Genomic DNA, 26,996 nt, shown 5'->3' on the forward strand with positions numbered 1-26,996 from the left:
CCCTTCCGAGCAAGGGTTTGCGGGTTTTTCGGCGCCTCTTTTCAGGCCGCGCCGTAGCGCACCGGCAGTCACTCTGCACCATGCTGTTCCCACGCAGTCCCGGTTTCGATTCGCCGCCATTCGTTGGCCAGACGTTTGCCGAAACGCGCTGTTTGCAGGAGCCCGCACCGTGCAGCGGCTATCCGGCGCTACCCCTATCCACCCCCTGCTCGTGAGTAAGGTTTCCGGCATGGCGGTCTTGCCGCAGCGCGCCGCACCGCCTCGGCATTTCGGGGCTGTCCGCGAACAGTGAATTCCGCCGTGTTTCACAACGCTTCGCTGAACGCGCATATAGAATGGCGTTTTCCCTAGCGTCTAACGCATCGTCCTGGAGATTTCTCAATGGCTAAGCCCGCAAAGCGCGTTGCCGTCACCGGCGCCGCAGGTCAAATCGCTTACTCCTTGCTGTTCCGCATCGCCAATGGCGACCTGCTCGGCAAGGACCAGCCGGTTGTCCTGCAATTGCTCGATCTGCCGCAAGCGCAAGGCGCCGTGAAAGGCGTCGTGATGGAACTGGATGATTGCGCATTCCCGCTGCTGTCGGGCGTCGTGATCACCGACGATCCGAAGGTTGCATTCAAGGACGCCGACGTGGCCCTGCTGGTCGGCGCGCGTCCGCGTTCGAAAGGCATGGAACGCAAGGACCTGCTGTCGGCCAACGCCGAGATTTTCACCGTCCAAGGCAAGGCGCTGAACGAAGTCGCCAGCCGCGACGTGAAAGTGCTGGTGGTCGGCAACCCGGCCAACACGAACGCCTACATCGCCATGAAGTCGGCGCCGGATCTGCCGAAGAAGAACTTCACCGCCATGCTGCGTCTGGACCACAACCGCGCGCTATCGCAACTGGCGGCCAAGTCGGGCAAGCCGGTCGCTTCGATCGAAAAGCTGGCTGTGTGGGGCAACCACTCGCCGACCATGTACCCGGACTTCCGTTTCGCCACCGCGGAAGGTCAAGACCTGACCAAGCTGATCAACGACGACGAATGGAACCGCAACACGTTCATCCCGACCGTCGGCAAGCGTGGCGCGGCAATCATCGAAGCGCGCGGCCTGTCATCGGCGGCGTCGGCGGCTAACGCTGCAATCGACCACGTCCGCGACTGGGTGCTCGGCACGAACGGCAAGTGGGTCACGATGGGCATCCCGTCGGACGGCTCGTACGGCATTCCCGAAGACATCATCTACGGTGTGCCGGTCACGTGCGAAAACGGCGAGTACAAGCGCGTCGAAGGCCTGGCAATCGACGCGTTCTCGCGCGAAAAGATGGACGGCACGCTGCAGGAACTGCTGGAAGAGCGCGAAGGCGTTCAGCATCTGCTCGGCTAAGCGCCTGATGCAGGCAAACCGGAACTCGTGAGAAACCGCTGGGCCGCCCAAATTTTTTTCGCTCTGCTGGGATCCTCTTGAGCATGGAGATCCCCTCGGGCGGCGCACCGCGAAACGCCATGTCCGGGGGCGCTCCCGGGCATCGCCTCAGCGAGTGAGTTCCGGTTTTTTACGTGCGAATGCAGCTATTCGCATCTGATCCGAGCGCGTTTTGCGCCGCTGCGCAATGAGCGTCAGCAGAGCGCGCCCGAATCAGATTCCCTAAACACGACCACCCCAAACCCTGACGCCGAAGATGCGCGCCCTCACACCCGCCGAAGTGCTGTTTGACGGCGAAGTGCCGCCCGCTGTGCTGCCTGCCTGCGATCACTACGCCGGCAGCGAAAAGCTGATGCTGAAATCGCTCGCGTTGCAGCAACAACTGGGCCCGGTGTTCGACATCACGCTTGATTGCGAGGACGGCGCGCAGGTCGGCCGGGAGGCGGAACACGCTGAGCTGGTCGCTTCCCTGCTGGGCAGCGAGCATGACCGCTTCGGCCGGGTCGGCGTGCGCATTCACGACTTCGATCACGCGCACTGGCGCGACGACGTCCGCCTCATTCTGCGTGCGGCGAGACGAGCACCTGCTTACATCACCCTGCCGAAGATCCGCAACCTGCCCGACGCCGCCGAGATGGTCGCGTTCATCGAGGCGACGCGATGCGAATTCCGCATCGCCCAGCCGGTGCCGGTGCAATTACTGGTTGAAACCCACGGCGCGCTCATGCGTGTGTTCGATCTGGCCGCGCTACCAGGTGTGGAAGCACTGAGCTTCGGCCTGATGGACTTCGTCTCCGCGCACGACGGCGCAATTCCCGATACCGCGATGCGCTCGCCCGGCCAGTTCGATCATCCGCTGGTGCGGCGCGCGAAGCTGGAAATTTCGGCAGCCTGCCATGCGTACGGCAAAGTGCCATCGCACAACGTCAGCACCGAAGTGCGCGACATGGGCGTGGTCGCCAACGATGCCGCCCGCGCCCGCAGCGAGTTCGGTTACACGCGCATGTGGAGCATCCACCCGGCGCAGATCGAGGCGATCGTAGCCGCGTTCGCACCGCGCGACGAAGAGATCGCCACCGCAACCGAAATCCTGCTGGCCGCGCAGTCCGCGCATTGGGGACCGACGCGCCATCACGACACGCTGCACGACCGCGCCAGCTACCGCTACTACTGGTCCGTACTTCGCCGAGCGCAATCCACTGGCCGCGCCGTTCCGCAAGACGCCGCGCCGCTCTTTGCGAAAGTGGGCGCTAACGTGCAAACCGCTTCATGAAGGCGATGACCAATGCGACAGCCGGCGCCGCAGCGTTCAACGGCGTTCACAGGCAGTGCGATTCGGCCGGATCATGGCATGACCTGCCGCGGCGCAAAGCAGTCACCAGCGCTGCAAGACGACCGCAAGCGGCACAGAGGCACCAAGGAGACAGCGGGAGATGAGCGATACGACGCAAACCGCCGGCGCACAAGGCGGGAACGAAGCCCAAGGCGGCTTCAAACCGAAAAAGTCCGTGGCGCTGTCCGGCGTGACCGCGGGGAATACGGCGCTGTGCACGGTCGGCAAGACCGGCAACGACCTGCACTACCGGGGCTACGACATTCTCGACCTCGCCGGCGCGTGCGAATTCGAGGAGATCGCGTATCTGCTGGTCCACGAGAAACTGCCGACCCAGGCCGAACTGGGCGCCTACAAGACGAAGCTCAAGGCGCTGCGCGGCCTGCCCGCGAACGTGAAGGCCGCGCTCGAATGGATTCCCGCCGCCGCGCATCCGATGGACGTGATGCGCACCGGCGTCTCGGTGCTCGGCACCGTGCTCCCGGAAAAGGACGATCACAACCTGCCGGGCGCGCGCGACATCGCCGACAAACTGATGGCCTCGCTCGGCTCGATGCTGCTCTACTGGTATCACTACTCGCACAACGGCAGGCGCATCGAGGTCGAAACGGACGACGATTCGATCGGCGGCCACTTCCTGCATCTGCTGCACGGCGTCGCGCCGTCGAAGTCGTGGGTCGACGCGATGCATGTATCGCTGAATCTGTACGCCGAGCATGAGTTCAACGCGTCGACCTTCACCGGCCGCGTGATCGCGGGCACGGGCTCGGACATCTATTCGGCGATCACCGGCGCGATCGGCGCGCTGCGCGGCCCGAAGCACGGCGGCGCGAACGAAGCCGCGTTCGAGATCCAGTCGCGCTACCCGACGCCCGACGAAGCCGAGGCGGACATCCGCCGTCGCGTGGAGAACAAGGAGGTGGTGATCGGTTTCGGTCACCCGGTGTACACGATCTCCGATCCGCGCAACAAGGTGATCAAGGAAGTCGCGCGGAAGCTCTCGAAGGAAGCGGGCAACACCAAGCTGTTCAGCATCGCGGAGCGACTTGAAACAGTGATGGCTGAAGTGAAAAAGATGTTTCCAAATCTCGACTGGTTCAGCGCGGTTTCGTACCACATGATGGGCGTGCCGACGGCGATGTTCACGCCGCTCTTCGTGATCTCGCGCACGGCAGGCTGGAGCGCGCACATCATCGAGCAGCGCATCGACAACAAGATCATCCGTCCGAGCGCGAATTACACGGGACCTGAGAATTTGAAGTTCGTGCCGCTAAATAGGAGAAAATAGCGGTCGCTGTGCGCTTCCAAAGCGCGTGCAGTTCAACCCTTGCGGTCGGCCTGGACCGGTAGCCCGCACCGTTCAACTGAAATTAGATAGAAAGGTTTTCTCCATGAAAAAGCTGATGATCGCCGCCGTGATTGGCGCCCTGTCCACGACGGTGTTGACCGTCGCGACTGACGCCGCTGCGCAAACGGCGACGACCACGAAGCCCGCTGCCACGAAAGCCACGCCGAAAAAGCCGCAACCCAAGCGCCTGATCAAGCGCAAGCCGAATCCCGCGAAGGAAGCGAAGATCGACCCGATTCCGGAAGGCGCGGAAAAGTGGTCGTGCAACGAAGGTCTGGCCTTCCAGCTCAAGGGCGACATGAAGCGTGACCAGATCGTCACGGTTCACTGGGCGAACAAGAACTACAACTTGCCGCGCGCAACGACCACCACGGGCGCGGACCGTTTCCACGACGCTGCGTCGGGTATGGATCTGATCGTGATCCCGACCAAAGCCATGTTGTTCTCGGATAAGGACAGCTCGCGCCTCGCCGACGAATGCAAGACGGCGGCGATGCTGGAAGGCGCGCCGGCTCCGACGCAATCGAACGCGATCGACAAGACCAGCAACTAATTTTCCTCACCAGGAAAGGCCTCGATGTCCGCTCCCATTTCCAACGTGCGACCCGCCCCGGACAAAGTCCTGGTCGATATCGTCGATTACGTGCGGAATGAACAGATCGGCGGCACGCTCGCGCTGGAAACCGCGCGTCACTGCCTGATCGATACGCTTGGCTGCGGACTCGAGGCGCTCACCTACCCGGCTTGCACCAAGCTGATGGGACCGATCGTGCCGGGCACGATCGTCCCCAACGGCGCGAAGGTGCCGGGCACGTCGTTCCAGCTGGACCCGGTTCAGGCCGCCTTCAACATCGGCGCGATGATCCGCTGGCTGGACTTCAACGACACGTGGCTTGCGGCCGAATGGGGCCATCCATCCGATAACCTCGGCGGGATCCTGGCCACGGCCGACTGGCTCTCGCGCAGTGCCGTCGCAGCGGGCAAAGCGCCGCTGACGATGAAAGACGTTTTGGTCGCCATGATCAAGGCGCACGAAATTCAAGGCTGTATCGCGCTCGAAAACTCCTTCAACAAGGTCGGGCTCGACCATGTGCTGCTGGTGAAGCTGGCCTCGACCGCCGTGGTCGGCCAGATGATCGGCCTGAGCCGCGACGAGTTGATCAACGCGGTATCGCAGGCATTTGTCGATGGACACCCGCTGCGTACCTACCGTCACGCGCCGAACACCGGTTCCCGCAAATCGTGGGCCGCGGGCGATGCGACGTCGCGCGCCGTGCGTCTCGCGCTGATGTCGAAGACCGGCGAGATGGGCTATCCGTCGGTGCTGACGGCCAAAACGTGGGGCTTTTACGACGTGCTCTTCAAGGGCAATGCGTTCAGATTCCAGCGCCCGTATGGCTCCTACGTCATGGAAAACGTGCTGTTCAAGATCTCGTTCCCCGCTGAGTTCCACGCGCAAACCGCGGTGGAAGCCGCGATGACGCTGCATGCGCAACTCGCCGCCCAAGGCAGGCGCGTGGAAGATATCAGGAAGATCACGATCCGCACTCACGAGGCCGCGATCCGCATCATCGACAAGAAGGGTCCATTGAACAATCCGGCCGACCGCGATCATTGCATCCAGTACATGATCGCCGTGCCGCTGATCCATGGCCGCTTGACGGCTGCGGATTACGAAGATTCGATCGCGCAGGACGCGCGTATCGATGTGCTGCGCGCCAGGATGGAATGCGTCGAAGACGCGCGGTTCACGCAGGATTACCACGATCCCGAGAAGCGTTCGATCGCCAATGCACTGACGGTCGAATTCAACGACGGATCGAAGTTCGACGAAGTCGTGGTCGAATACCCGATCGGTCACAAGCGTCGTCGCGAAGACGGAATTCCGTTGCTGGTCGAGAAGTTCAGGACCAACCTCGCGCGCCGCTTTCCGGTCAAGCAACAACTGGCGATTCTCGACGTATCGCTGGATCAGGCAAGGCTCGAAGCCATGCCGGTTCATGAGTACGTCGATCTGTACATCATCTAGTCAAAGTTAAGTACTGTAGTTCCGCGATCAAACCAAGGAAAACACCATGGCCCACAACCTCCACAAAACGCTCAAGGAATTCGACAGCGGTTCCGGCAAAGGCAAGTTCTACTCCCTGCCGCAACTCGGCAAGGCATTGAACATCAAGATCGAGCGTCTGCCGGTCTCGATCCGTATCGTGCTGGAATCGGTGCTGCGTAACTACGACGGCAAGAAGATCGCCGAAGAACACATCACGCAACTCGCTAACTGGAAGCCGAGCGCCGCGCGCGTCGACGAAATCCCGTTCGTGGTGTCGCGCGTCGTGCTGCAGGACTTTACCGGCGTGCCGCTGCTCGCCGACATCGCTGCGATGCGCGGTGTCGCGCAACGCGTCGGCAAGAACCCCAAGTCGATCGAGCCGCTGGTCCCGGTCGATCTGGTGGTTGACCACTCGGTGCAGATCGATCACTTCCGCGAAAAGAACGCGCTCGACCTGAACATGAAGCTGGAATTCCAGCGCAACAACGAGCGCTACCAGTTCATGAAGTGGGGCATGCAGGCCTTCGACACGTTCAAGGTCGTGCCGCCGGGCGTCGGCATCGTTCACCAGGTGAACCTGGAATATCTCGCACGCGGCGTGCACAAGAAGGCCGAAGGCGCGGATACCGTGTACTACCCGGATTCGCTGGTCGGCACCGACAGCCATACCACGATGATCAACGGCATCGGCGTGGTGGGCTGGGGCGTGGGCGGTATCGAAGCTGAAGCCGGCATGCTCGGTCAACCGGTGTACTTCCTGACGCCGGACGTGGTCGGCGTGAACCTGAAGGGCAAGCTGCGCGAAGGCGTGACGGCGACCGACCTGGTGCTGACCATCACCGAACTGCTGCGCAAGGAAAAGGTGGTCGGCAAGTTCGTCGAATTCTTCGGCGAAGGCACGCGCTCGCTGTCGCTGCCGGACCGCGCCACGATCGGCAACATGGCGCCGGAATACGGCGCAACCATGGGCTTCTTCCCGGTCGACGAAAAAACCATCGACTACTTCAAGGGCACGGGCCGCACCGACGCGGAAATCTCGGCCTTCGAGAACTACTTCAAGGCGCAAAACCTGTTCGGTATTCCGAAGGACGGCGATATCGACTACACCAAGGTCGTTACGCTGGATCTCGGCACGGTTGCTCCGTCGCTGGCAGGCCCGAAGCGCCCGCAAGACCGCATCGAAATCGGTCACGTGAAGTCGACCTTCAGCGACCTGTTCTCGAAGCCGGTGGCGGAAAACGGCTTTGCGAAGAAGGAAGCCGACCTGGACGCGCAATACACGACGAGCAACGGCGTGAACGTGAAGAACGGCGACGTGCTGATCGCCGCGATCACGTCGTGCACGAACACGTCGAACCCGAGCGTGCTGCTGGCCGCCGGCCTGCTGGCGAAGAAAGCGGTGGAAGCCGGCCTGACGGTCGCGCCGCACATCAAGACGTCACTCGCGCCGGGATCGCGCATCGTCACCGAATATCTGACGAAGACCGGCTTGCTGCCGTACCTCGACAAGCTCGGTTTTACGCTTGCCGCTTACGGCTGCACGACCTGTATCGGTAATGCAGGCGACCTGACGCCGGAACTGAACGAAGCGATCACGAAGAACGACATCGTCGCGGCAGCGGTTCTGTCGGGCAACCGTAATTTCGAAGCGCGTATTCACCCGAACATCCGCGCGAACTTCCTGGCCTCGCCGCCGCTGGTTGTCGCTTATGCGATCGCCGGCAACATCACGCGCGACCTGATGACCGAACCGGTCGGCAAGGGTAAGAACGGCAAGGACATCTACCTGGGCGACATCTGGCCGACCAGCGAAGAAGTCAACGCACTGCTCAAGTTCGCGCTGGATGCGGACGCGTTCCGCAAGAACTACTCGTCGCTGACCAAGAAGGGCGACCTGTGGAGCAAGATCGAAGGCGAAGAAGGCCAGGTCTACGATTGGCCGAAGTCGACCTACATCGCCGAGCCGCCGTTCTTTGGCAACGATTTCTCGATGACGCCGGCCGACAGCATCGCAGCCGTGAAGAACGCGCGCGCATTGGGCATTTTCGGTGACTCGGTCACGACCGACCACATCAGCCCGGCTGGCTCGATCAAGGAAGACTCGCCGGCAGGCAAGTGGCTGAAGGAAAACGGCGTGCAGAAGGCCGACTTCAACAGCTACGGCTCCCGCCGCGGCAACCACGACGTGATGATGCGCGGCACGTTCGCAAACGTCCGGATCAAGAACCTGATGATCCCGGCGAAGGCAGACGGCTCGCGTGTGGAAGGCGGCCTGACGATTCACCAGCCGAGTGGCGAACAGCTGTCGATTTACGACGCAGCGATGAAGTACATCGACGCCGGCACGCCGACCATCGTATTCGCAGGCGAAGAGTACGGCACGGGTTCGTCACGTGACTGGGCTGCGAAGGGTACGCAACTGCTAGGCGTGAAGGCCGTGGTCGCACGCAGCTTCGAGCGGATCCACCGTTCGAACCTGGTCGGCATGGGCGTTCTGCCGCTGCAGTTCAAGGGCTCGGATAGCGTGCAATCGCTGGGCATCACCGGCGAGGAAACGTACGACATCGAAGGCCTGGGCGCGGACTTCAAGCCGCAACAGGAAGTGACGCTGGTGATTCGCGGCAAGGACGGCAAGGAAAAGCGCGTTCCGGTGCTGCTGCGTATCGACACGCCGATCGAAGTCGATTACTACAAGCACGGTGGAATTCTGCCGTTCGTACTGCGCTCGCTGCTGGCTGCCTAACTTCGGCGGTAGCGCAAACGGCTTTGCTGTTTTGCAGGGGCTGCATTCTGTGGAGGATGCAGCCGACTTTAGAAGCCCGGCCAAATGGCCGGGCTTTTTTTTCGTTGCTCGAAATAGCAACCGCGGACAACCGGCTGTTGAATGCGGCGACTACTTCGGACCGAAGTCTGACCGAAAAGCGTCGGGGTTGTCGGTGATCCGTAAGCGCGAATTTAAACGCACCTAGAATTCCAAGCTGAACGAGCGCAGGCTTGCGTCCGCAACTACAACTTGCGGACGCAACCGATGACAGAGAACGAAGTTGATTTCTTTCCGCTGCGGGTGACCGGCGTGACTGCGGCAGGCAAGAGGAAGTTTGACGCCGAGGGCAAGCGCAGGTTGATTGACGCCTGCCTGCAGCCTGGTGCGTCAATTGCCGGACTGGCGTTGAAGGCGGGTGTGAACGCGAACCAACTGCATAAGTGGATTCAGTTGCGCGAACGCGAGAATGCTGCCGCAGCGACGGTGGCCGTTGCGCCTTTGCCGTCGTCGGCGTTCGTGCCGGTCGTCACGGTCAACGAGGCGGCGCCGGTGCGCGTGAACCGCGAGGCCGTGGCAGTGCGGGAGCCGGCCAGGAGATACGAATCGGCAAAGCCCGCGACACCGGCCCGACTGTCGACGCAGTTGCCCAACGGCGTGACGCTACAACTCGAATGCGGCGCCCACGATGGTGCTCTCGTGAAGGCGATGATCGAAGCGTTGGGAGCGCGCTGATGTTCCGCTTCGACGCGGACCTGCGGATCTACCTGCACCGTGAGCCAATCGACTTCCGGGCCGGGATCAATAGCCTGGTCACGCTGGTTGAGCAGTCGATGCAGCTCGATCCGCTGGCGCGCGCCGTGTACGCATTCCATAACCGCAAGCGCAACCGTGTAAAGCTCCTGCTTTACGATCGCTCCGGCTTCTGGCTCATGTTGAAACGGCTCGAGGCGGACCATTTCGTCTGGCCTCGCCGTCAGCAGGCCGTGGTCGAGCTGACGACGGAGCAGCTTCATTGGCTGCTCGAGGGCATCGACATCGACGCCGTTCGCCGCCATCCCAAGCGGCAGTACCTTCACGTGGACTGAAGCGAGCCTGACCTTGTTGCCGGTAAACAACGGCGGGGGCGACGGTTACAAATTCACGTAAACCCATCGGGCCTCGCGCTTCGCTATGGTGGAGCGCATGACCATCCCCGATCCGTCCCGACTGCCCAAGGCCACCAAGGCCTACATCGACGAGCTCGAAGCGCGTGCAGCGGCTGATGCGCAGCGCATCGCCGAGCGCGACGCGCAGATTGCGGAATTAACCAGGCGCCTGGATACGCTCGAAGAGCAGTACCGTCTTGCGTTGGCCCAGCGTTTCGCCCCGAAGAGCGAGAAGCGCAAGGACCGCGTGTTCAACGACGCCGAACAGATTGCCGCAACGGAGCCGGCTGAGGAAGACGACGATCTTCCCGAACTGCCCGATACGGGACTACCTGATACAGGCGCCCCTGCGCCGGGCAAACGCGGTCGCAGGCCGCTTCCAGCGGATCTGCCGCGCGAGCGCGTTGAATACGATCTGCCGGAAGATCAGAAGGTTTGCTCGTGTTGCGGCAACGCACTGCATCGCATCGGCGAGGACGTGAGCGAGCAACTGCATATCGAAGTGAAGGTCACGGTTCGCCAGAATGCACGTTTCAAATACGCGTGTCGGCATTGCGACACTCATGCCGAACGCACGCCGGTCGTGCTTGCACCCATGCCCGCCCAACCGCTGCCGGGCAGCCATGCCAGCGCGGCGATGATCGCCACCGTCACTGCGGGCAAATTCGTTGACGGCACGCCGCTGTACCGCATGGCCGATGTGCTTGCGCGCTCGAACGCACCGGTCAGCCGTGGCACGCTGGCAAACTGGATCATCCGCCCCAGTGAACTGCACTACAGCCGGCTGTATGAAGCGCTGCACAGAACGCTGCTGTCGCAGGGCTTGATCCACGGTGACGAAACGACGGTTCAGGTGCTCAAGGAGCCCGGCAAATCCGCGCAGAGCAAGAGCTACATGTGGTGCTACCGCAGCGCCGAAGACAGTGCCGAACCGGTCGTGCTGTTTCAATATCAGCCTGGCCGGGGCCAGCAATACCCGAAGGAATTCCTGGGCGACTACCAGGGCATGTTGATGACCGATGGCTATAGCGCCTGGCGCACGCTCAGGAAGGCCACGCACTTCGGATGCATGGCTCACGCGAGGAGAGCATTCACCGACGCCCTCAAGGGGCAGAAGAACAAGCCCAGCCCCCGCGTGGCCAAAGCGCTCGAGTACTTCCAGGCGTTGTATCAGGTCGAGGCGCTCGCCAAAGGCGAACTGCCTGACGGCGAGACGCGCGTCGGCTACACGTGCCGCCTTCGACAGCAGCATAGCGTGCCGTTGCTGAACTCCTTCAAGGCGTGGCTGGACGAACTGGCGCCGAAGGTACTGCCCGAAAGCCTGCTGGGCAAGGCAATCAGCTACTGCCGCAATCAATGGCCGTACCTAAGCCGTTATGCGATGGACGGTCGGGCCCCAATCGATAACAACGTCATCGAACGGGACATCAGGCCATTCTGTACAGGCAGGAAGTCATGGCTCTTCGCCGACACTGTCGCTGGCGCTAAGGCAAGCGCAATGGTGTATAGCCTGCTGCTGACGTGTCGCGCCTGCGGCGTCGAGCCCTATGAATACCTGCTGCACGTTCTGACCGAGTTGCCGCAGCGCGCATCGGATGCCGACGCCACCGACCTGCTGCCATTCAACTTCGCCAAACAGAAAAGCGCGGCGATGCCTCCCTGAGCGTTTCAACGGCAGATCGCTCGCACCCCATCCGAAGTTACCCGGTAACTTCGGGCGGTGACACTATCGTTCGGCGATGAAATACGCATCCCACTGCGGCGAGGAGGGCTCAAGCCGGCGCACGATCGCGTCGTCCGCCCGCGTGATCAATCGTTCCAGCATCTGACGCTTGGTCATCGCATAGCGTCGTGCCAGGCGAGCCAGGGCAAGGTCGGCTTCCGTACTCATCCACATGTCGAGCCGCCGATCCCCGTTGCCGCTCTCGCCCGCTGTGGCTCTCCTTGCCCGATAGGCAGCTTGCCGTTGTGCCGTCGTCAATGCCATCTCACACTCTCCACTCTCGTTACCCGGTAACTGACGCTTGTAATGATGTTACCCGGTAACGGAATGTCCGGCGATGTGTGCTTAATTTACCGCTTACGGTGATCCTGCGCTGAATCATGCGGGCGTTCCAGTCCGTGTTGCCCGGCACTGGCGTCGACGCCCGCGTTGTAACCTTCGCGCGCTGGTGCTTCGCCCAGTCGAGCAGGGCCGCCTGTTCGGCGGAATCGTGGTTAGCCGACGCTCGCGCAATCCACTCGGGTTGCTGCGAGATCGAAGGCCGGCTGGCCGGACGAGCGGATCGGGTCAATGCAAGGCGCTTGTCGACTTGCGTCTCGCTCAAGCGCGCGATTGCGGCTTTGCGATCGACCTTTGCAAGACGATTCGTCGTCGTGCCATGTGTCGTCGCGCGTGCGACGAGTGGCTGCTTCACACGCGGCGCGTCAGCCCGCACCAATTGTGCTGGCTTGGCTGGCGGTACTGCCTTCGCGGCAACGGAATCGTTCTTCGCGCGAGTTGCAGGCGCCATGGCCGCCGCACTGGAGTTTGCCAACGTTGTCGTCGGCACCGAGCTAGCCGCTGCGGGCGCGCGCTCCGCACTTGTCGACGCTGTTTCAACCACCGGTTGCGTCCGCTTGACAGCACCTTCGGAATGCCGCACCTCGGCCCTCGCGACGGGATCCAGCGTCGCGGCCAGCGTGGTCGCGCTATCGGCGTCGGGCGTCGCACTTGTGACCAACAGCTAGGCCAGCGCAATGCTGCAACTCACGAAGATCGCCGCGCCGGCCACATGATCTGCACGAGACGAAGACGAGCGCTGCTTACCCGCATCGAGATAACGCCTGGCTTCGGCCAACTGCGCGTCGAAACTATAGGAATAGTCGCGTCGCTGTGGCGCCTTATAGAGAAAAATATACTTCGCGTCTGACGGAAGCCGGCTGCGGGATGCCAATGGCTCCGCACGTTGCACGGCGTCCTGGATCGCCCGTTGCGCCGCGGTGAGCGCCGCAGGCTGCGGCTCTCGCCGCGCCTGTACCGGCCGACGGCCCGAGCCGTAAGGCGGCGGCAAGCCCGCGAGTGACCGCGCGCTGGGAAGCGCCAGATCGCCTTCGATCAAGGCCAGCGGTCTGTTCATCGTACGGTGCTCCGTTGTGGGTCATGCGCTGCGCCGAGTTGCATGACAAGGGTTCGGGTGCGTTCCGCGAGCGCGTCGATCGCGCCGGCGTTGCGTTCCCGCGGCGAGGCGCTAGCGCGCCGCAGCGCTTCCATCAAACCACGCGCGCCGACCAGACCGACGGCGCCGCTCAATCGGTGCAGCAAGGCAGGCAGGTGCTCATCGTCTTCCGGGCGACGCAATGTGGCGAGGCGTGTGAGGTCGTCATTCATTGCACGACGCCAGCCATCCAGAAACGAGGGCAGATCGACACCTTCTTCTGACAGCGCGGTCAGATACCGACGCTCGAAAGGTTCATGAGAAGCAACTGTTGAAGCGGCATCGGCATGCACGGCATTGCACGTCGCAGGCAACGGTATATTGCCATCTGCCTCTCGCTCCGATTCCCATTGCTCGACGGCGAACGGCGCATTGAAACTCGCGAAAACGCCAGCCTCCGCGCCGCTCGCGACGGAAAGTTCACCTCGCATGCGCTGAGCGAGCAACCGGCAAAGCGGCAGGGAAGCATCAGCGTCACCGAAACCTTCGCTCGTGCGCGATCCATCAGCATCAGTACCGCCAAGCTTGCCGCCGCCGACCCTTATGCTGAAAAAAATGCGCTGCGAACCCAGGTTCAATGAGTCGGCCCGCACCACAAGCGCAATCTCTTTGTGCATGCCCGACTGGATCGCACGGTTCAGCAAATGGAAAAGGATCTGACCGAGACGGGTGCCGTCGACGATAATCACCGCCGCCACCGTTTGGTCGACGCTCGCGCTCAAGCGCACGCCTTGATGCGTAGTCGATGGTGTAAGGAGCGTGATCACACTCTTGATGAACTCGCGCACGTTCGTCGCGCTTTCGTCGAGAACGAGAGCGCGCGATTCCAGAGGTGAATTGTCCAGCAGATCACGAAGCGTTTGGCGCCAGATGCGCATTGCGGATTGAATCGCCTGCAACTGTGCGGATTGTGCGGACGGCTTGGTTATCACTTGAAGCGGCTCGAATAAATCCGCAACCGCGCTCAATGGCGCTTCGATATAGAAACGCACCACGCCCAGGAATCTGTGCCGCTCCCGCATTAGGTCAGCGCTCGCCTGCTGCGAAGCCGCGGCGCGTGTAGTCCGCTCCCGCGCTTCGATTGCTTCGCACCGGCGGGCCCACTCGCTGACAATCCGTTTGTTGTTCTTGGCAATGCGCGTTAGCGCGGCTCGCGACAAACACGCGCCAGCCAGTACGGCGAACCCCAGCGCCGCGAGTGTCAATTGCCACGTTCGCTTTCCGACCGAGGTTGCGTGTTCGGTCCACTCTAGTTGGCTAGGCGAGGCATTCCCACTATCACTGTTACTCGAAGCGAGTACCAAAGGCGTCCCGGCAGCGGCGTCCTCATGTGAAAGGTGAGCAAGGGCCGCCCGCCCGGGGTGCGGCTGAGCGTCGTGAGCGGCCAGCGCTTACCGGACGCGGCGCATGGACGCGCATGGAGGGCGGTGCGCCGTCGACGGACAGTGCGGCGTTGACGCGCGTCGAAAACATGCACGGCAGCAATGCCGATGCGCACAGCCATGCAAATATCGTCGCGAAACGGGTCAAAATCGACCACGCATTGCCACCGTCGCAGCGAGAAAGGCCGTGTAGGAAGCGCGACGTGCGACAAGGCGCACCCGCCGAAAAACCCGGCAGGCTTATTTTGTTCATGGCCCGCAAACCTAGTCGATCAGCCGGTGCAACGAGGCAAACTCGATCAGCGCCGCTAACGACGACAGCCCCAGTTTTTCCTGGATGCGGCTTTTGTAGGTGCTCACAGTCTTGTCGCTGATAAACAACGCATCGCCAATCGCCTTGTTCGACATGCCTTTCGAGAGCATCTGCAGAATCACGAGTTCCTTGTCCGACAGTAGCGCAATCCTCTCCTCTTCGCCTTCCGTGCGGCACGAAGGCGAGATACCCGCACCGTTCGCTGTGACGGGAAAGACCGTATAGCCGGCCAGCACCGCCTCGACGCCGCGCATGATTTCCTTCATCTCCTGCGATTTGCAGACGAAACCGTGGACGCCGGAGCGCATCGCCCGCGGCGCGAACGTCGCCGGATCATGTCCTGACAGGACCAGCAAGCGGATCGACGGATGAACGAGTTTAAGGCGTGGAATTACGTCGAGCCCGCTGATGCGCGGAATGTCGAGATCGAGTATGGCGAGTTTCGGCGTGAATTGCCGCGCCAATTCGACTGCGGCCTGTCCGTTGTCGGCCTCGATCACCTTTTCAATGCCAAGCAGCTGCGTGAGCTGCATCTTGATGACCATTCGGAATGCAGGATGATCGTCGATAACGAGAACAGTTGACATCCATTTGCTTCCTCTTAAAACATCGCTTGCCAGGCTGATTCGTGCTTTTGACAAGCTAAAGGCGCATCGGTATTTGCCGCAAGCAAACCAGGATATCGACCCGCCGGAAAAGGTTCGCATCGTATCGTCACGCGACGCAAGCGTACGTTAGGAAGCTCCGACCACGATTTCTATCTCGACGCGGCGATTCGGTGCAAGGCATCGCAGTAATTCGTCGCGCTTTGTTTGTCGGCAGTCGGCCAGTTGGTTCGTACTGCCTTGACCTCGGGCAGTCATGGGCAAAGTCACGCCGCGGGCTCGCAGATACTTCTGAACGGTCTGAGCACGTTTCAAGGACAAGCTCTGGTTGTATGCCTTGGCGCCAAGACGGTCGGTGTAGCCGGTGATCGTCAGCTCACGCAAGGCGGGAGCGTTCTTCAGACCGTCCGCCACCGTATCTAGCTGCCGCTTGCCGGCAGGTAGGATGGCGGCATCGTCGCCGCCATTGAAACGGAAGAGAGAGTCGGCGCGCAGCGTGATGATCCGTGGCGCGCTTGCAGACTGCTCACCCAGGGCCGGTGCGGCCGCTGACGTCTGCATCGCCTGTTTGCATTGCAACGCGGTCTCGGCGGATTTGCGCAAGTTATCCTGAACTTCCGGCAAGCGCTTCTCGGCCTTTGAAAAACTGCGTATCCACGCGTCATGCCCGGCTTGCATCAAGCCGACTTCAGCGCACGCGAGCGGCTGCTGCGCCCGCGGACATTGAGCAAGAACAGGATCTGCCTTGATGGTGTTGACGATCTTCCACAGATCGGGACGCACCATGGACACCGTGCGCAGCGCCGGATTAGCCGCGGATAACGGCGTGCCGTTCTCGAGGCTCATCGTGATCATTGCCGCCTGGCCGATCGCTTCCTCGACGAAACCCCAATGATCGCGATTCTGCCGAGTCTGCTGGCCGGCGTTAAGCCAACACTGTGCCTTGGCGTGAAAATAACTGTTCTTGTCGGCGGGCACCCCATCGAGCCGCTTTTGCAACGATGCTAGCGCGGCACTGCTGCTGACGATCGGTGCGTAGGTAGTGACCCACTGGCTGTTGGCCGCGCCCGCGGCTTCATCCTGCGAGGCGCCGATGCCCGGTTTGAGCACCGTGGCGTCCGTGATGCCTAGTCGTTCGCGCGCGGCGTGATCCGCACAGCCCGCCAGGGCCAGCGCGCATACAAGCATCGATAGCTGGAGTTTCATTGACTTTCTGCGCCGAGCGCGTCTTCTGGAAGAAGGTCCAGAGTATGAACAGACGCGGACGCAGGAGGAATGGGAACATTCTTAGAATGACATCGGAAATTTGCCGGTTAGGCTTGCTACTCGACTGGCGGTCATCCATGCAAGCCGATGTTCACGCTTTCACCGCCCGCGCCGCATTTCTTCCGCGCAGCCACTCGAGCGCCAGCAAAAGGCAAGTAGAAAACACGATCAGAATCGTCGCAAGCGCAGCGATGGTCGGGCTGATGTTCTCGCGGATACCGGTGAACATTTGCCGCGGCAATGTCGTCTGGTCAGCGCCCGCGAGGAACAGCGTCACGACCACTTCATCGAATGACGTCGCGAAAGCGAACAGCGCGCCCGAAATCACGCCCGGCGCGATCACGGGCAACGTGATGCGGAAAAACGTCGTGAGCGGATTGGCACCCAGCGACAAACTGGCGCGCACGAGGTTGTAATTGAATCCCTGCAAGGTCGCCGCCACCGTGGTCACGACAAAAGGCACCCCGAGCGAGGCATGCGCCAGAATCAGGCCAACATACGTGTTCGCCAACCCGAGCGGCGCAAAGAACAGATACATGCCGACACCGACCACCACGACGGGCACGATCATCGGCGAGATCAGGACGGCCATTAGCAGCGCCTTACCACGAAAGTTCGCCTTGGTCAGCCCGATCGCGGCCAGCGTGCCGAGCACGGTCGCGACCACCGTCGCGGACGGCGCCACGATAAAACTGTTCTTGGCGGCCATGCGCCATTCATCGGACGCCACCAGGTTTTGATACCAGCGCAGCGACCAACCCGGAATCGGATACACCAGAAACGTGCTCGACGAGAACGACAGCGGCACGATCGCCAACACGGGCAGAATGAGATACAGCAGCGTCAGCACGGCAAGCGCGCGCAATGCGAAATACCACACGCGCTCGACCCACGACGTATGCGGCGCGAACAGGGGCTTGGCAAGTTTCATCGCAGTAGGCTCCGGTTCAGCCGAGGCTCAGTGAAGAACGCGTGAAGCGCCCGTAAATCACGTACAGCACGAGTGTCGCGGCGAGCAGCAAGCCGCCTAGCGCGCACGCCATGCCCCAGTTGATCGTCACGTTGGTGAAGTACGCGACGTAATAGCTGACCATCTGATCGTTCGGTCCGCCGAGCAAGGCCGGCGTGATGTAGTAGCCGATCGCCAGGATGAACACCAGCAGCGCGCCCGCGCCGATGCCCGGATAAGTCTGCGGCACGTACACGCGCCAGAACGCGGCGAACGGATGGCTGCCGAGCGAGATCGCAGCGCGCTGATAGGTCGGCGGGATCGATTTCATCACGCTGTACAGCGGCAGGATCATGAACGGCAGCAGAATGTGCGTCATCGAGATGTACACGCCGGTGCGGTTGAACAGCAGCGAAAGCGGATCGTGCAGCAGCCCGCTGCCGATCAGCGCTTTATTCACCAGCCCTTCGCTTTGCAGGATCACGATCCATGCCGCGACGCGCACGAGGATCGATGTCCAGAACGGAATCAGCACGAGAATCATCACCAGGTTCGCGCGGCGCTCGGAGAGCGTCGAGATCCAGTACGCGAGCGGATAGCCCAGCAGCAGCGCAAAAAACGTCACGGCCGCGCCGATCACAAAGGTGCGGCTGAACACGGCGAGATAAATCTGCTGATCGGGATCGGTCGGGATGACGTGACCGAACGCGTCCTGCTTATGGTCCAGCGAAGCGAGTAAATAGAACGGCGAATACACACTGGCATTCTTTGCGATGGCCTGCCAGTACGCGATATCGTTCCAGCGCTCGTCCAGTTCGACGAATTTCGCATGAATCTGGCCGGGCGTCAGTTTCAACGGCTGGCTGTTATCGTCGACGAACGGCATGGCGCGCGCGGATTTTGCAACCAGCGAGCGATAGCCGGGAATCTCCACGTTGAGGCGCCGCGCCAGCGCACCCATGCCGTCGCTATCGGCGACCGCGGTGAGGTCGACGGCCAATGCGGCATACGCGGTATCCGGCGGCGGAGATTTGCGATCCCAACCGCTCAACGCGCTTAGCGTATGCGGCAGAGCGCTGACCACTTCGGGATTCTGCGCGGCACGGGTCAGCAGCGCGCCGATCGGCACGACGAAAATCAGCAGCAGAAAAATCGCGAGCGGCGCGATCAGCAGCAGCGCCATTGCACGCTTTCTCGATTCCGCGGCTTTCAGTTCGCGCTTGAGTCGGCCGGTTGATTCAGGCGTCGAATCGGCGGCAATCGTCATCGTAGTCACACCCGTCTCCTGTCGACCAGAGTGAGCGCTTCAACGCTTAACTCTGGTCCCACCCAAAACTAACAAATCACTTCGAAGCCCACGACGAAAAACGCTGCTCCAGTTCATCGCCATGATCGGTCCAGAACCCGAGATTCTGCAGCACCGCATTCTTGCCGTTTTCCGGCGAGTTCGGCAGATTCGCGAGCGTCTTCGAATCGAGCGCCTTGATCGCCGCCACGTTCACCGGACCATAGGCGATGTGATGCGCGTATTCCGCCTGCGGCTTCGGCGAGATCGAATAGGCGATGTACTTCTCGGCCAGCGCCTTGTTCGGCGAACCCTTCGGAATGCCCCAATAGTCGAGGTCATAGATGCTGCCGTTCCACACCACCTTCAGGTTCTTGCCTTCCCGTTGCGCGGCGTCGATCCGGCCGTTGTACGCGGTGGACATCACCACGTCGCCCGCGACGAGAAACTGCGGCGGCTGCGCACCCGCTTCCCACCACTGGATGTTCGGCTTCAGTTCGTCGAGCTTCTTGAACGCGCGGTCCTGACCCGCCTTGGTGGCGAGCACCTTGTAGACATCCTTCGGCGCGACGCCATCCGCCATCAGCGCGAACTCCAGGTTGTAGCGCGCACCCTTGCGCATGGCGCGCTTGCCCGGGAATTTCTTGACGTCCCAGAAATCGGCCCAGCCGGCCGGCGCGGTTTTCAGCTTGTCGGCGTTATACGCGAGCGCCGTCGACCACACGAAGAACCCCACGCCGCAGGTTTGCGGCGCTTCAGGAATCAGATCCGACTTCTTGCCGATCTTCGACCAGTCGAGCTTCTCGTACAGCCCTTCGTCGCAGCCACGGCCGATGTCGCCCGATTCGACCTCCACCACGTCCCAGTTCACGTGCTTGGCTTCGACCATCGCCTTGACCTTGGCCTGCTCGCCGTTGTATTCGACGGCGGTCACCTTGTTGCCCGTTTGCGATTCGAACGGCTGGTTGAACGCGGCCTTTTGCGCGTCGCCGTTCGCGCCACCGAAATTGACGACCGTCAGTTCGGCGGCATTGACTTGCGCGGCTCCCAGCGCGAGCGCCACGGCACCGACAGCGATGGCGCAGCGCGATTTCCCGATCTTGCTCATGGTGTGTTGCTCTCCTTTGGTGGTATGCGTGAAGCTAGGTACGGTGCGGCTTGTTATGTGCGGCTGACTTCGACTGCGTGCGTCCGACGAATCGTGCGTTGACCGCGCTCACGCCCCCGCGAAAACCCGCAGATGCTCGGGCGCAAACTCCAGCGCAACCGGTGCGCCGGGCGCGAATGTATCGAGCAATTCCGTGCCGAGCGGCACCTTGACGAAGCATTCGTCCTGTTCCGGCAGACCGCAACGCATGCGCACGTGGTCGCCGAAATAGATCAGCCCGCGCGCCTCGCCGCTCAGCGCATTGGCGCCCGCGCGCGACACGCCGTTCGCCAGCTTCATGCGCTCGGGCCGGATACACGCGACGGCCGGCGTGCCCGCCCGCGCCCCTCCGATATTGCGGCCCGTCAGCCGCGTGCCGTCAATCAGATGAAACTCGCAGTACTCGCCGTCCACGTTCGCGATCGTGCCGCGCAGCTTGTTGCTGTCGCCGATGAAGTTGGCGACGAACTCATTGCACGGCGATTCATAGAGACGGTCGACGGTATCCAGTTGCTGCACGATGCCTTTATCGAACACCGCGACGCGGTCCGACATGGTCAAGGCTTCGCCCTGATCGTGCGTAACGTAGACGAATGTGACGCCGAGCTTCTCGTGCAGCGATTTGAGCTCGTACTGCATGTGTTCGCGCAACTGCTTGTCGAGCGCGCCGAGCGGTTCGTCCATCAGCACGAGCTTCGGCTCGAACACCAGCGCGCGCGCCAATGCGATACGCTGCTGCTGGCCGCCGGAAAGCTGCGCCGGATAACGCTTGGCGAAGCTCTCCATGCGCACCATCTTCAGCGCGTTATTCGTACGATGTGCGCGTTCTTCGGCAGAAAGCTTGCGCACGGTAAGCGGGTACGCGACGTTCTGCTCGACCGTCAAATGCGGAAACAGCGCGTAGTTCTGAAACACCATGCCGATGTTGCGCTTATGCGGCGGCACGGTGTTGAGCAGCGTGCCGTCGAGCCAGATCTCGCCGCCGGTGGGAAATTCAAAGCCCGCCAGCATCATCAGACAAGTTGTCTTGCCCGAACCCGACGGCCCGAGCAGCGTCAGGAATTCGCCCTGATAGATATCCAGATCGAGTTGCTTGACGACCAGCGTTTCGCCGTCGTAAGTCTTGCGCACACCTCGAAAGCTGACGATCACGTCATCGGTTTTCATCGCCCTAGTCTCCTCTGTCGACCGGAGTAAGCGCTGAAGCGCCAGCTCCGGTCCCATGCAAGATGGTTGCTGCGCTCCGGCCGGTTCCCCCTGCAAAACAGAGGGATAGCGTCAATTGCGTGGCCCACTATAGTCTCTTACGGTTCTACAATATGGAACCATTTCATTATTCCGGATAGAACCACTTGGACACCGTGATTTTGTCGGATTGGCTCGCCGCGCGACTCGACCGCACCGCCGCCGAGCCGGTCTACCGGCAGACGCTGCGGCTCATGCAGCAGGCGATTCTGACCGGCCAGCTACCGCCCGGCACCAAGCTGCCGAGCTCCCGCACGCTGGCCGAAGACCTCGGCATCGCGCGCAATACGGTGCTGCACGTCTACGATCAGTTGACCGCCGAGGGCTACGTGATCTCGACCACCGGCAGCGGCACCTATGTGGCTGACACGCGGCCGGACGCCGCGGCGGTGAACGCGCGCAAGAAGCCGGCAGTGGCCCGTGCCGACGCGCCGGGCGATCGGGCCGCGGAGGCCCCGAAACCGCCAAAACGCGGTCTCAGCGACCTCTCGACTCGCGGGCGGCGCCTGATCGATCAGGCCGGCGTCTCCGCCAAGCAGTGGGGCGCATTCATGCCGGGCGTGCCCGACGTCGCCGAATTCCCGGCGCGCACGTGGAGCCGCTTGCAGGCGAGGTTGTGGAAGGAAGCCAATCCCGATCTGCTCACCTATGCGCCGGGCGGCGGCTACCGGCCGTTGCGGCGGGCGCTGTCGGATTACCTGCGCGTCGCGCGCTCGGTGAATTGCACGCCGGATCAGATCATCATCACGACGGGCATTCATCAATCGATCGATCTGGCCGTGCGTTTGTTGACCGACGTCGGCGACCGTGCGTGGGTCGAGGAGCCGTGCTATTGGGGCGCGCGCAGCGTGCTGCAATCGTCGGGGATCACGCTGGTGCCGGTCCCGGTCGACGACGAAGGCCTGAACCCCAGCGAGCAGGATTTGCAACAGCCGCCGCGCCTGGCGCTCGTCACGCCGTCGCATCAATATCCGCTCGGCATGGTGATGAGTCTCGCGCGCCGCCGCACGCTGCTGGAATACGCGCGCCAGCACAACGTCTGGATCATCGAGGACGACTACGACAGCGAGTTCCGCTACGGCAGCCGGCCGCTCGCGTCGCTGCAAGGGCTCGACGACGCGGGCCAGGTGATCTACGTGGGCAGCCTGGGGAAGATGCTGTTTCCGGGTTTGCGGATCGGCTACATGATCGCGCCGGAACATCTGGTGGATACGTTTCGCACCGGCGTGGCCGAGCTTTATCGTGAAGGGCAATTGATGCAGCAGGCGGTGATGACCGACTTCATCATGGACGGCCATCTCACCTCGCACGTTCGCCGCATGCGCGCGCTCTACGGCGAACGCAGGCAGATTCTGATCGACGCGATCACCGCGCGTTTCGGCAACGAACTGCCGGTGATAGGCGACGAAGCCGGGCTGCATCTGGTGCTCTGCCTGCCGGATCACGCGGACGATCGCGCGGTGACAGCCGCGGCTTTCGATGCCGGCGTGATCGTGCGGCCGCTCGCCGCCTACTACAGCAGCGCCACCCCCGCGCGGCGCGGACTGCTGCTGGGTTATGCATGCGTGGCGAACGAAAAGATCGGGCCGGCGTTCGACACGCTCGCACGCGTGATCGAGCGAACCGCGTTGAAGGCGCCGACGCGCGCGGCCTGATCGGCGCGGCTCGCGCAGGTCGCCGGTCGATTCGCAGCGAAGCGCGCGCCGCCGCGCCCTGCCGAACGGCGAGCGGGCGCTTACAACACACCTCAGTTCAAGCCGAAATCCACCCGCGTCGTCGCGCCCTTGTCCTTGATGCCCTCGGCGTTCAGCTTGGGCGCGACGATAAACACACGACTGCTGTCGATCTTGCCCTCCAGATACTGCTGCACGCTTTGCGCACGCTGCTGCGCGAGCTGGCGCAAGCTGGCCTCGTCGATCGGGGCGTTGGCGGCGAGCGCGCTCTTCATGTCGTCGTCCGGCAGGCTCCTGGTCAGGCCGACAAAGTTGCGCGGCTTCTTGAAGTCCGCCGACTTGTAGGCTTTGGTCAGATACTTGTCGTATTCCTGCGGATCGACGGTCATGGTCGAGACATCGACACTCTCGCCGTTGCCCACCACATCCTTGATCTTCTGCTGCCTGACGAGGCGATCGACATAGCGCATCCGCAAGGCGGGCTCGTCGATGGCCGGGTCGACCCGGCCGATCACGTCCATCCGGATCGACGACTTGTCGGCGAGCACCTTCACGATCGTGTCCAGCTTCTTGCTGTCGGCGCCCGAGAGCTTCGCCGAGCCCGGCTCGAACTCGACGTAACCCAATTCCTCGCCGTTGCCGCCGAAGGCATTGGCGATCAGCGAGAACGGCGACGTTACCGCCTTCTGCAACAGGTTGAGCACCGCGTGCCAGATCAGGCCGCCAATGCTGAACTCGGGATTCGACAACGAACCGGACACGGGCAGATTCACGTCGATTTCGCCGCGCGAGTTTTTCAGCAGCGAGATGGCGAGACGCACCGGCAGTTTGGTCGCCGTATCGTTTTCGACGTGATCGCCGAACGTTAGCTGATCGATGAACAGGTGATTGTTCGCGTTCAACTGGTCGTTCTCGAGCGTGTAATGCAGGTCGACGTTCAGCTTGCCCTTGGTGATCGGATAACCGGCGTATTTCGCCGAATACGGCGTGAGGTTGGTCAGCTCGATATCGTGCGCGCTGGCGGTCAGGTCGAGCGACGGCTTCGCAACCAGCGGATTGACCGTGCCGCGAATCGACAGCGGACCGTTGGCCGCCAGTTTCGCGGCGATGTCCACCGGCGCGGGCGTGGTCGATTGCGTGCCGAACGCGCCCACCGTGCCCTGAATGCCGACCAGGTTGGCCGTGAAATTCGGCTTGACGAAGTTGTCCGTGTACGTCACGCGGCCCTGCTGCAACACCAGTTGGCCGAAGTGCAGCTTCACCGGGCTTTGCGGCGGCGCGGCGGCCGTGACGGTCGCCGTCGCCACCGGCACGATCGCGGGCGTGGCCGCCGAAGCCGGGACCGGCGCGGACGCCGCCGCCACGGCCGACGACGCTTGCGGCGTCAACGGCACCGGATCGGCGCCGCTGCCGTCGCGCGTGAGCGATTGGGCGGCGCCACCTTCATGGGCGACCACCTGATTGAGGTTGAGCTTGCCTTGCGCGTCGAGCAGCACGCGCCCGTAGAACCTGGTGAACGTGACACGGCCCGCGTCCACCACGGTGCCGCGCTCGTCGTAGTCGGCTTTCAGATTGGACAGCGCGAGCGAGCCCCAGCCGGCGAACCGGTCGGAAGTCGCCTTGTCGAGCATTCGCACGTCGACCAGCGCCATGTCGCCGTGGTAGCTCGCCTTCAACGTCTTCGCCTGAGTCACCGCGAGTTCGCCGTTTGCATTGAGCAGCGCGCTCGCGATCACCGCATTCAACTGACTGCCGAAATACGGTTCGAAGGCCGCGGCGTCGAGCCGGTTCGCGTTCACCTTGACGGCCAGCTTGAGCGGCGTGGCCGTGACGTTGCCCGTCAAGCCGAGCGTGCCTTTCTTGTTCAGTGTTGCCTGGAGCTCGATTGGCAGCGCACGGCTGAGGTCGTCGCTGATCTGCCGCACCTTGAGTTGCAGCGGCGCGATGTTCAGCTTGACCGGCTGCGGCGTGGTGTTGTCGGTGAAATTGGCCGTGGCGTCCTTCAGGCTCAACTCGCCGATCTTGTAACGCCATACGGGCGCTTCCGCCTGCGCTTTCGTGACCGCGTGCGTCGCCGTGCGCCGCTGCTCCGTTTCATGCGGACCAGCGAGCGAAGCCAGGTCGATGCTGCCGTCTTTCAGCCGCGCCGCGTTGACCAAGAGGCCGGTCGTGTCGACGCCCGTGATGTCGGCCGTGCGTGCCGCCACGTCCACCTGCTTGACCGTCACGCGGCCTTGCGCGAGCGAGATGACCGGCTCCTTGCTGCCGCGCGCCGCCAGCTTCAGCGATTGCAGATCCAGTTGCGTATCCGCGACCATCACGGCCACCGGCGATCTGGACCAGTTCGCGCCGACATTCGCGCTGGCGGAGAGCGCGCCGTCCAGCACTTGCGCGGCAGTCGCGGTGTCGAGATACGGTTGCAGCAGCGGCAATTTCAATGACTTCAGGTCGAGCTTGGCGCTGGCCGTTTGAGCGACGAGGCCGAACGCGCCCGCCGCGCCGAGCGAGCCGCCATCGCCCTTGAAGTCCGTGTTCAGCGTGTAATGCGCGGGCGCGGTGGCGAGCGTCGAAAAATCGGTCAGCGTGACGGCCAGCTTTTGCAGGCCGAGGTCGACAGGCCGCGAGCCGGCTTCGTCGTGGACGTTCACTACGCCGTCGTTGAGCGCGAAGCGTTTGATCGACAGATCCAGCGGCGGGGCGGCCTTTGCACCGACCGTTGGCGTGGCGCTGGCGCCTGATGCCGCGGCCGGCGCGCTAGCGGCGGGCTTCGCCGCAGTCGCGTCGGATGCGGATGCAGCCGCGCTTCCCGAAGCCGCCGGCGTCGGCGCGAACATCCGCTCCACACTCAGCACACCGTTTTTGTCGCGCGCCAGATTGGCGCTCGGCGCGTCGATACGAATATCGTCGAAGTGATAAAGGCTCTTGAGCGGCTCGAGCGTCGCGGCGGCCACATGCACCGTGCGCGCGGCGAAGAACGGCGCCTTGCCCGGGTCCCGCACGTCCACGTCGTTCATATCGACGGTGCCCGCCACGCGCAACGAAGGCGCGTCGTGGGACATCACGAAGTTGAGCTTGAGGTCGGTGGAGAGCTTGCCGGATTGCACGATCACCGGCAGCCTGGCCGGCGCGTACGACATGAGCCGCGGCACATCGAGCCCGTCGAAACGCAGCGACACTTCCGACTCGCGCGACGCCGCGAACGGCTTGGTCTTGCCGTCGATGGCAAGCGGACTGCCGTCGATGCGCGCGCGCAGCAGCGGTTCGACGAAGATATCGGTTTTCGAAGGCAGCGTGGCGATGAACGGAATGCCGAGCTTCCACTGATCGATCACGTGGGTCGCGCCGAGCAGCTTGTCGTCGAACGTGATCTGGCCGTTTTCCAGACGAATGTTCGACACCGAGAAGAGCGTCGGCTTGCTATCGGGCGCGCTTGGCTGGCTCGCGAACTTCTCGATCAGGTCGGTGAAATTGAAGCGTTGCGCGTCGTAGCGCACGATATGAAAGCGCGGCGAATCGAGTTGCACTTCATCGACGATCGGCGCGGCGCGAAACAGCGAACTCCACGACGCCCGCACGATGAGCCGCGCGATATCCACGAAATCGCCCGCGCCGCCGCGCTCGCCGATATGCACGCGGTCGGCTTCGAGCGTGAGCGTGTAGGGATTGAGCGCGATGCGGCCGATGCTGGCCGGCCGGTCGAGTTGTTTGCTGAGCTGTTGTTCGGCGATATGGCGAATCAGCGGCGGCGCCGCGAAAAAACCCAACAGGCCGAACGCTACGAGGAAAATCAGCAGACCCATGATAACGCGCCGAGTGCGGCGTGACTGCGCGACCTCGCGCACGGTCTGAATGGAAGAGGCTAGTGACGCTTTATTGAGGCTTGCCATGCT

The 26,996-nt window shown here is 62.5% G+C and carries 21 protein-coding genes; 10 read left to right on the top strand and 11 right to left on the bottom strand.

What is annotated here, in order from left to right; translation table 11 throughout:
* Nucleotides 1-381: 381 nt before the first annotated feature.
* The 9 genes from ACOCG7_RS14900 (at nt 382) to tnpC (ending at nt 11,707) form a co-directional block, all read left to right on the top strand.
* The gene (locus ACOCG7_RS14900) at nt 382-1,365 is read left to right on the top strand and encodes a malate dehydrogenase (protein ID WP_073428566.1); all 984 of its coding nucleotides are present in this window, start codon (nt 382-384) and stop codon (nt 1,363-1,365) included.
* A 295-nt stretch (nt 1,366-1,660) separates the two neighbouring features.
* A complete protein-coding gene (locus ACOCG7_RS14905) occupies nt 1,661-2,677 on the top strand; it encodes an HpcH/HpaI aldolase/citrate lyase family protein (RefSeq protein ID WP_421376135.1) in 1,017 nt (338 codons plus the stop codon).
* 160 nt (nt 2,678-2,837) lie between these two features.
* Complete coding sequence (gene prpC, locus ACOCG7_RS14910) at nt 2,838-4,025, top strand: bifunctional 2-methylcitrate synthase/citrate synthase (RefSeq protein ID WP_421376137.1); 1,188 nt, start codon at nt 2,838-2,840, stop codon at nt 4,023-4,025.
* Nucleotides 4,026-4,128: 103 nt separating this feature from the next.
* Nucleotides 4,129-4,638, top strand: a complete 510-nt coding sequence (locus tag ACOCG7_RS14915; protein ID WP_073431349.1) for a hypothetical protein — start codon at nt 4,129-4,131, stop codon at nt 4,636-4,638.
* A 24-nt stretch (nt 4,639-4,662) separates the two neighbouring features.
* Entirely contained in the window at nt 4,663-6,114 is a 1,452-nt protein-coding gene (locus tag ACOCG7_RS14920; RefSeq protein ID WP_421376139.1) for a bifunctional 2-methylcitrate dehydratase/aconitate hydratase, read from the top strand.
* 46 nt (nt 6,115-6,160) lie between these two features.
* Complete coding sequence (gene acnA, locus ACOCG7_RS14925) at nt 6,161-8,878, top strand: aconitate hydratase AcnA (RefSeq protein ID WP_083081779.1); 2,718 nt, start codon at nt 6,161-6,163, stop codon at nt 8,876-8,878.
* Nucleotides 8,879-9,163: 285 nt separating this feature from the next.
* Nucleotides 9,164-9,631, top strand: a complete 468-nt coding sequence (gene tnpA / locus ACOCG7_RS14930) for an IS66-like element accessory protein TnpA (protein WP_421376142.1) — start codon at nt 9,164-9,166, stop codon at nt 9,629-9,631.
* A complete protein-coding gene (gene tnpB, locus ACOCG7_RS14935; protein ID WP_421376144.1) occupies nt 9,631-9,984 on the top strand; it encodes an IS66 family insertion sequence element accessory protein TnpB in 354 nt (117 codons plus the stop codon). The genes tnpA and tnpB overlap by 1 nt, the downstream gene beginning before the upstream one ends.
* A gap of 97 nt (nt 9,985-10,081) precedes the next feature.
* Nucleotides 10,082-11,707: an IS66 family transposase gene (tnpC, locus tag ACOCG7_RS14940; protein WP_421376146.1), complete on the top strand. Its 1,626-nt coding sequence runs from the start codon at nt 10,082-10,084 to the stop codon at nt 11,705-11,707.
* A 63-nt stretch (nt 11,708-11,770) separates the two neighbouring features.
* Here the strand turns inward: tnpC and ACOCG7_RS14945 are convergent, their stop codons facing one another.
* The 10 genes from ACOCG7_RS14945 to ACOCG7_RS14990 all read right to left on the bottom strand — a co-directional run bounded on the left by ACOCG7_RS14945 (nt 11,771) and on the right by ACOCG7_RS14990 (nt 21,355).
* Complete coding sequence (locus tag ACOCG7_RS14945; protein WP_310127213.1) at nt 11,771-12,031, bottom strand: hypothetical protein; 261 nt, start codon at nt 12,029-12,031, stop codon at nt 11,771-11,773.
* A gap of 19 nt (nt 12,032-12,050) precedes the next feature.
* Entirely contained in the window at nt 12,051-12,767 is a 717-nt protein-coding gene (locus tag ACOCG7_RS14950; protein ID WP_421376148.1) for a hypothetical protein, read from the bottom strand.
* A gap of 3 nt (nt 12,768-12,770) precedes the next feature.
* Nucleotides 12,771-13,145: a hypothetical protein gene (locus tag ACOCG7_RS14955; protein ID WP_421376150.1), complete on the bottom strand. Its 375-nt coding sequence runs from the start codon at nt 13,143-13,145 to the stop codon at nt 12,771-12,773.
* Nucleotides 13,146-13,159: 14 nt separating this feature from the next.
* A complete protein-coding gene (locus ACOCG7_RS14960) occupies nt 13,160-14,236 on the bottom strand; it encodes a sensor histidine kinase (RefSeq protein WP_421376152.1) in 1,077 nt (358 codons plus the stop codon).
* Nucleotides 14,237-14,887: 651 nt separating this feature from the next.
* Nucleotides 14,888-15,523 (bottom strand): response regulator transcription factor, encoded by a 636-nt coding sequence (locus ACOCG7_RS14965; protein ID WP_310123919.1) that lies wholly within the window; start codon nt 15,521-15,523, stop codon nt 14,888-14,890.
* A 147-nt stretch (nt 15,524-15,670) separates the two neighbouring features.
* Nucleotides 15,671-16,747, bottom strand: coding sequence for an OmpA family protein (locus ACOCG7_RS14970; RefSeq protein WP_421376154.1), 1,077 nt, complete (start codon nt 16,745-16,747; stop codon nt 15,671-15,673).
* A 151-nt stretch (nt 16,748-16,898) separates the two neighbouring features.
* Nucleotides 16,899-17,738 carry an ABC transporter permease gene (locus ACOCG7_RS14975; RefSeq protein WP_073431343.1) on the bottom strand — a complete coding sequence of 280 codons (840 nt, stop codon included), beginning with the start codon at nt 17,736-17,738 and terminating at the stop codon, nt 16,899-16,901.
* 16 nt (nt 17,739-17,754) lie between these two features.
* Entirely contained in the window at nt 17,755-19,023 is a 1,269-nt protein-coding gene (locus tag ACOCG7_RS14980; protein ID WP_421377646.1) for an ABC transporter permease, read from the bottom strand.
* A gap of 76 nt (nt 19,024-19,099) precedes the next feature.
* Nucleotides 19,100-20,149, bottom strand: coding sequence for an ABC transporter substrate-binding protein (locus tag ACOCG7_RS14985; protein WP_073431341.1), 1,050 nt, complete (start codon nt 20,147-20,149; stop codon nt 19,100-19,102).
* 108 nt (nt 20,150-20,257) lie between these two features.
* A complete protein-coding gene (locus ACOCG7_RS14990; RefSeq protein ID WP_073431340.1) occupies nt 20,258-21,355 on the bottom strand; it encodes an ABC transporter ATP-binding protein in 1,098 nt (365 codons plus the stop codon).
* A gap of 185 nt (nt 21,356-21,540) precedes the next feature.
* Here ACOCG7_RS14990 and ACOCG7_RS14995 point away from each other — a divergent pair, with 185 nt between their 5' ends.
* Nucleotides 21,541-23,088 carry a PLP-dependent aminotransferase family protein gene (locus ACOCG7_RS14995; RefSeq protein WP_073431339.1) on the top strand — a complete coding sequence of 516 codons (1,548 nt, stop codon included), beginning with the start codon at nt 21,541-21,543 and terminating at the stop codon, nt 23,086-23,088.
* A 92-nt stretch (nt 23,089-23,180) separates the two neighbouring features.
* On the opposite strand, the gene ACOCG7_RS15000 is transcribed toward ACOCG7_RS14995, so the two are convergent.
* The gene (locus ACOCG7_RS15000) at nt 23,181-26,993 is read right to left on the bottom strand and encodes a DUF748 domain-containing protein (RefSeq protein ID WP_421376158.1); all 3,813 of its coding nucleotides are present in this window, start codon (nt 26,991-26,993) and stop codon (nt 23,181-23,183) included.
* Nucleotides 26,994-26,996 lie beyond the last annotated feature (3 nt).

Origin of the sequence: Paraburkholderia sp. DD10 (assembly GCF_049177125.1) — a bacterium.
Lineage (GTDB): Bacteria > Pseudomonadota > Gammaproteobacteria > Burkholderiales > Burkholderiaceae > Paraburkholderia > Paraburkholderia terricola.

Excerpts from the sequence above, each read along its gene's own strand:
- ACOCG7_RS14985 (WP_073431341.1), bottom strand. The coding sequence starts at position 20,149 with ATGAGCAAGATCGGGAAATCGCGCTGCGCCATCGCTGTCGGTGCCGTG.
- prpC (WP_421376137.1), top strand. The coding sequence starts at position 2,838 with ATGAGCGATACGACGCAAACCGCCGGCGCACAAGGCGGGAACGAAGCC.
- ACOCG7_RS14920 (WP_421376139.1), top strand. The coding sequence starts at position 4,663 with ATGTCCGCTCCCATTTCCAACGTGCGACCCGCCCCGGACAAAGTCCTG.
- ACOCG7_RS15000 (WP_421376158.1), bottom strand. The coding sequence starts at position 26,993 with ATGGCAAGCCTCAATAAAGCGTCACTAGCCTCTTCCATTCAGACCGTG.
- ACOCG7_RS14970 (WP_421376154.1), bottom strand. The coding sequence starts at position 16,747 with ATGAAACTCCAGCTATCGATGCTTGTATGCGCGCTGGCCCTGGCGGGC.
- tnpC (WP_421376146.1), top strand. The coding sequence starts at position 10,082 with ATGACCATCCCCGATCCGTCCCGACTGCCCAAGGCCACCAAGGCCTAC.
- tnpA (WP_421376142.1), top strand. The coding sequence starts at position 9,164 with ATGACAGAGAACGAAGTTGATTTCTTTCCGCTGCGGGTGACCGGCGTG.
- ACOCG7_RS14975 (WP_073431343.1), bottom strand. The coding sequence starts at position 17,738 with ATGAAACTTGCCAAGCCCCTGTTCGCGCCGCATACGTCGTGGGTCGAG.
- tnpB (WP_421376144.1), top strand. The coding sequence starts at position 9,631 with ATGTTCCGCTTCGACGCGGACCTGCGGATCTACCTGCACCGTGAGCCA.
- ACOCG7_RS14915 (WP_073431349.1), top strand. The coding sequence starts at position 4,129 with ATGAAAAAGCTGATGATCGCCGCCGTGATTGGCGCCCTGTCCACGACG.
- ACOCG7_RS14900 (WP_073428566.1), top strand. The coding sequence starts at position 382 with ATGGCTAAGCCCGCAAAGCGCGTTGCCGTCACCGGCGCCGCAGGTCAA.
- ACOCG7_RS14990 (WP_073431340.1), bottom strand. The coding sequence starts at position 21,355 with ATGAAAACCGATGACGTGATCGTCAGCTTTCGAGGTGTGCGCAAGACT.
- acnA (WP_083081779.1), top strand. The coding sequence starts at position 6,161 with ATGGCCCACAACCTCCACAAAACGCTCAAGGAATTCGACAGCGGTTCC.
- ACOCG7_RS14965 (WP_310123919.1), bottom strand. The coding sequence starts at position 15,523 with ATGTCAACTGTTCTCGTTATCGACGATCATCCTGCATTCCGAATGGTC.
- ACOCG7_RS14945 (WP_310127213.1), bottom strand. The coding sequence starts at position 12,031 with ATGGCATTGACGACGGCACAACGGCAAGCTGCCTATCGGGCAAGGAGA.
- ACOCG7_RS14905 (WP_421376135.1), top strand. The coding sequence starts at position 1,661 with ATGCGCGCCCTCACACCCGCCGAAGTGCTGTTTGACGGCGAAGTGCCG.
- ACOCG7_RS14980 (WP_421377646.1), bottom strand. The coding sequence starts at position 19,023 with ATGACGATTGCCGCCGATTCGACGCCTGAATCAACCGGCCGACTCAAG.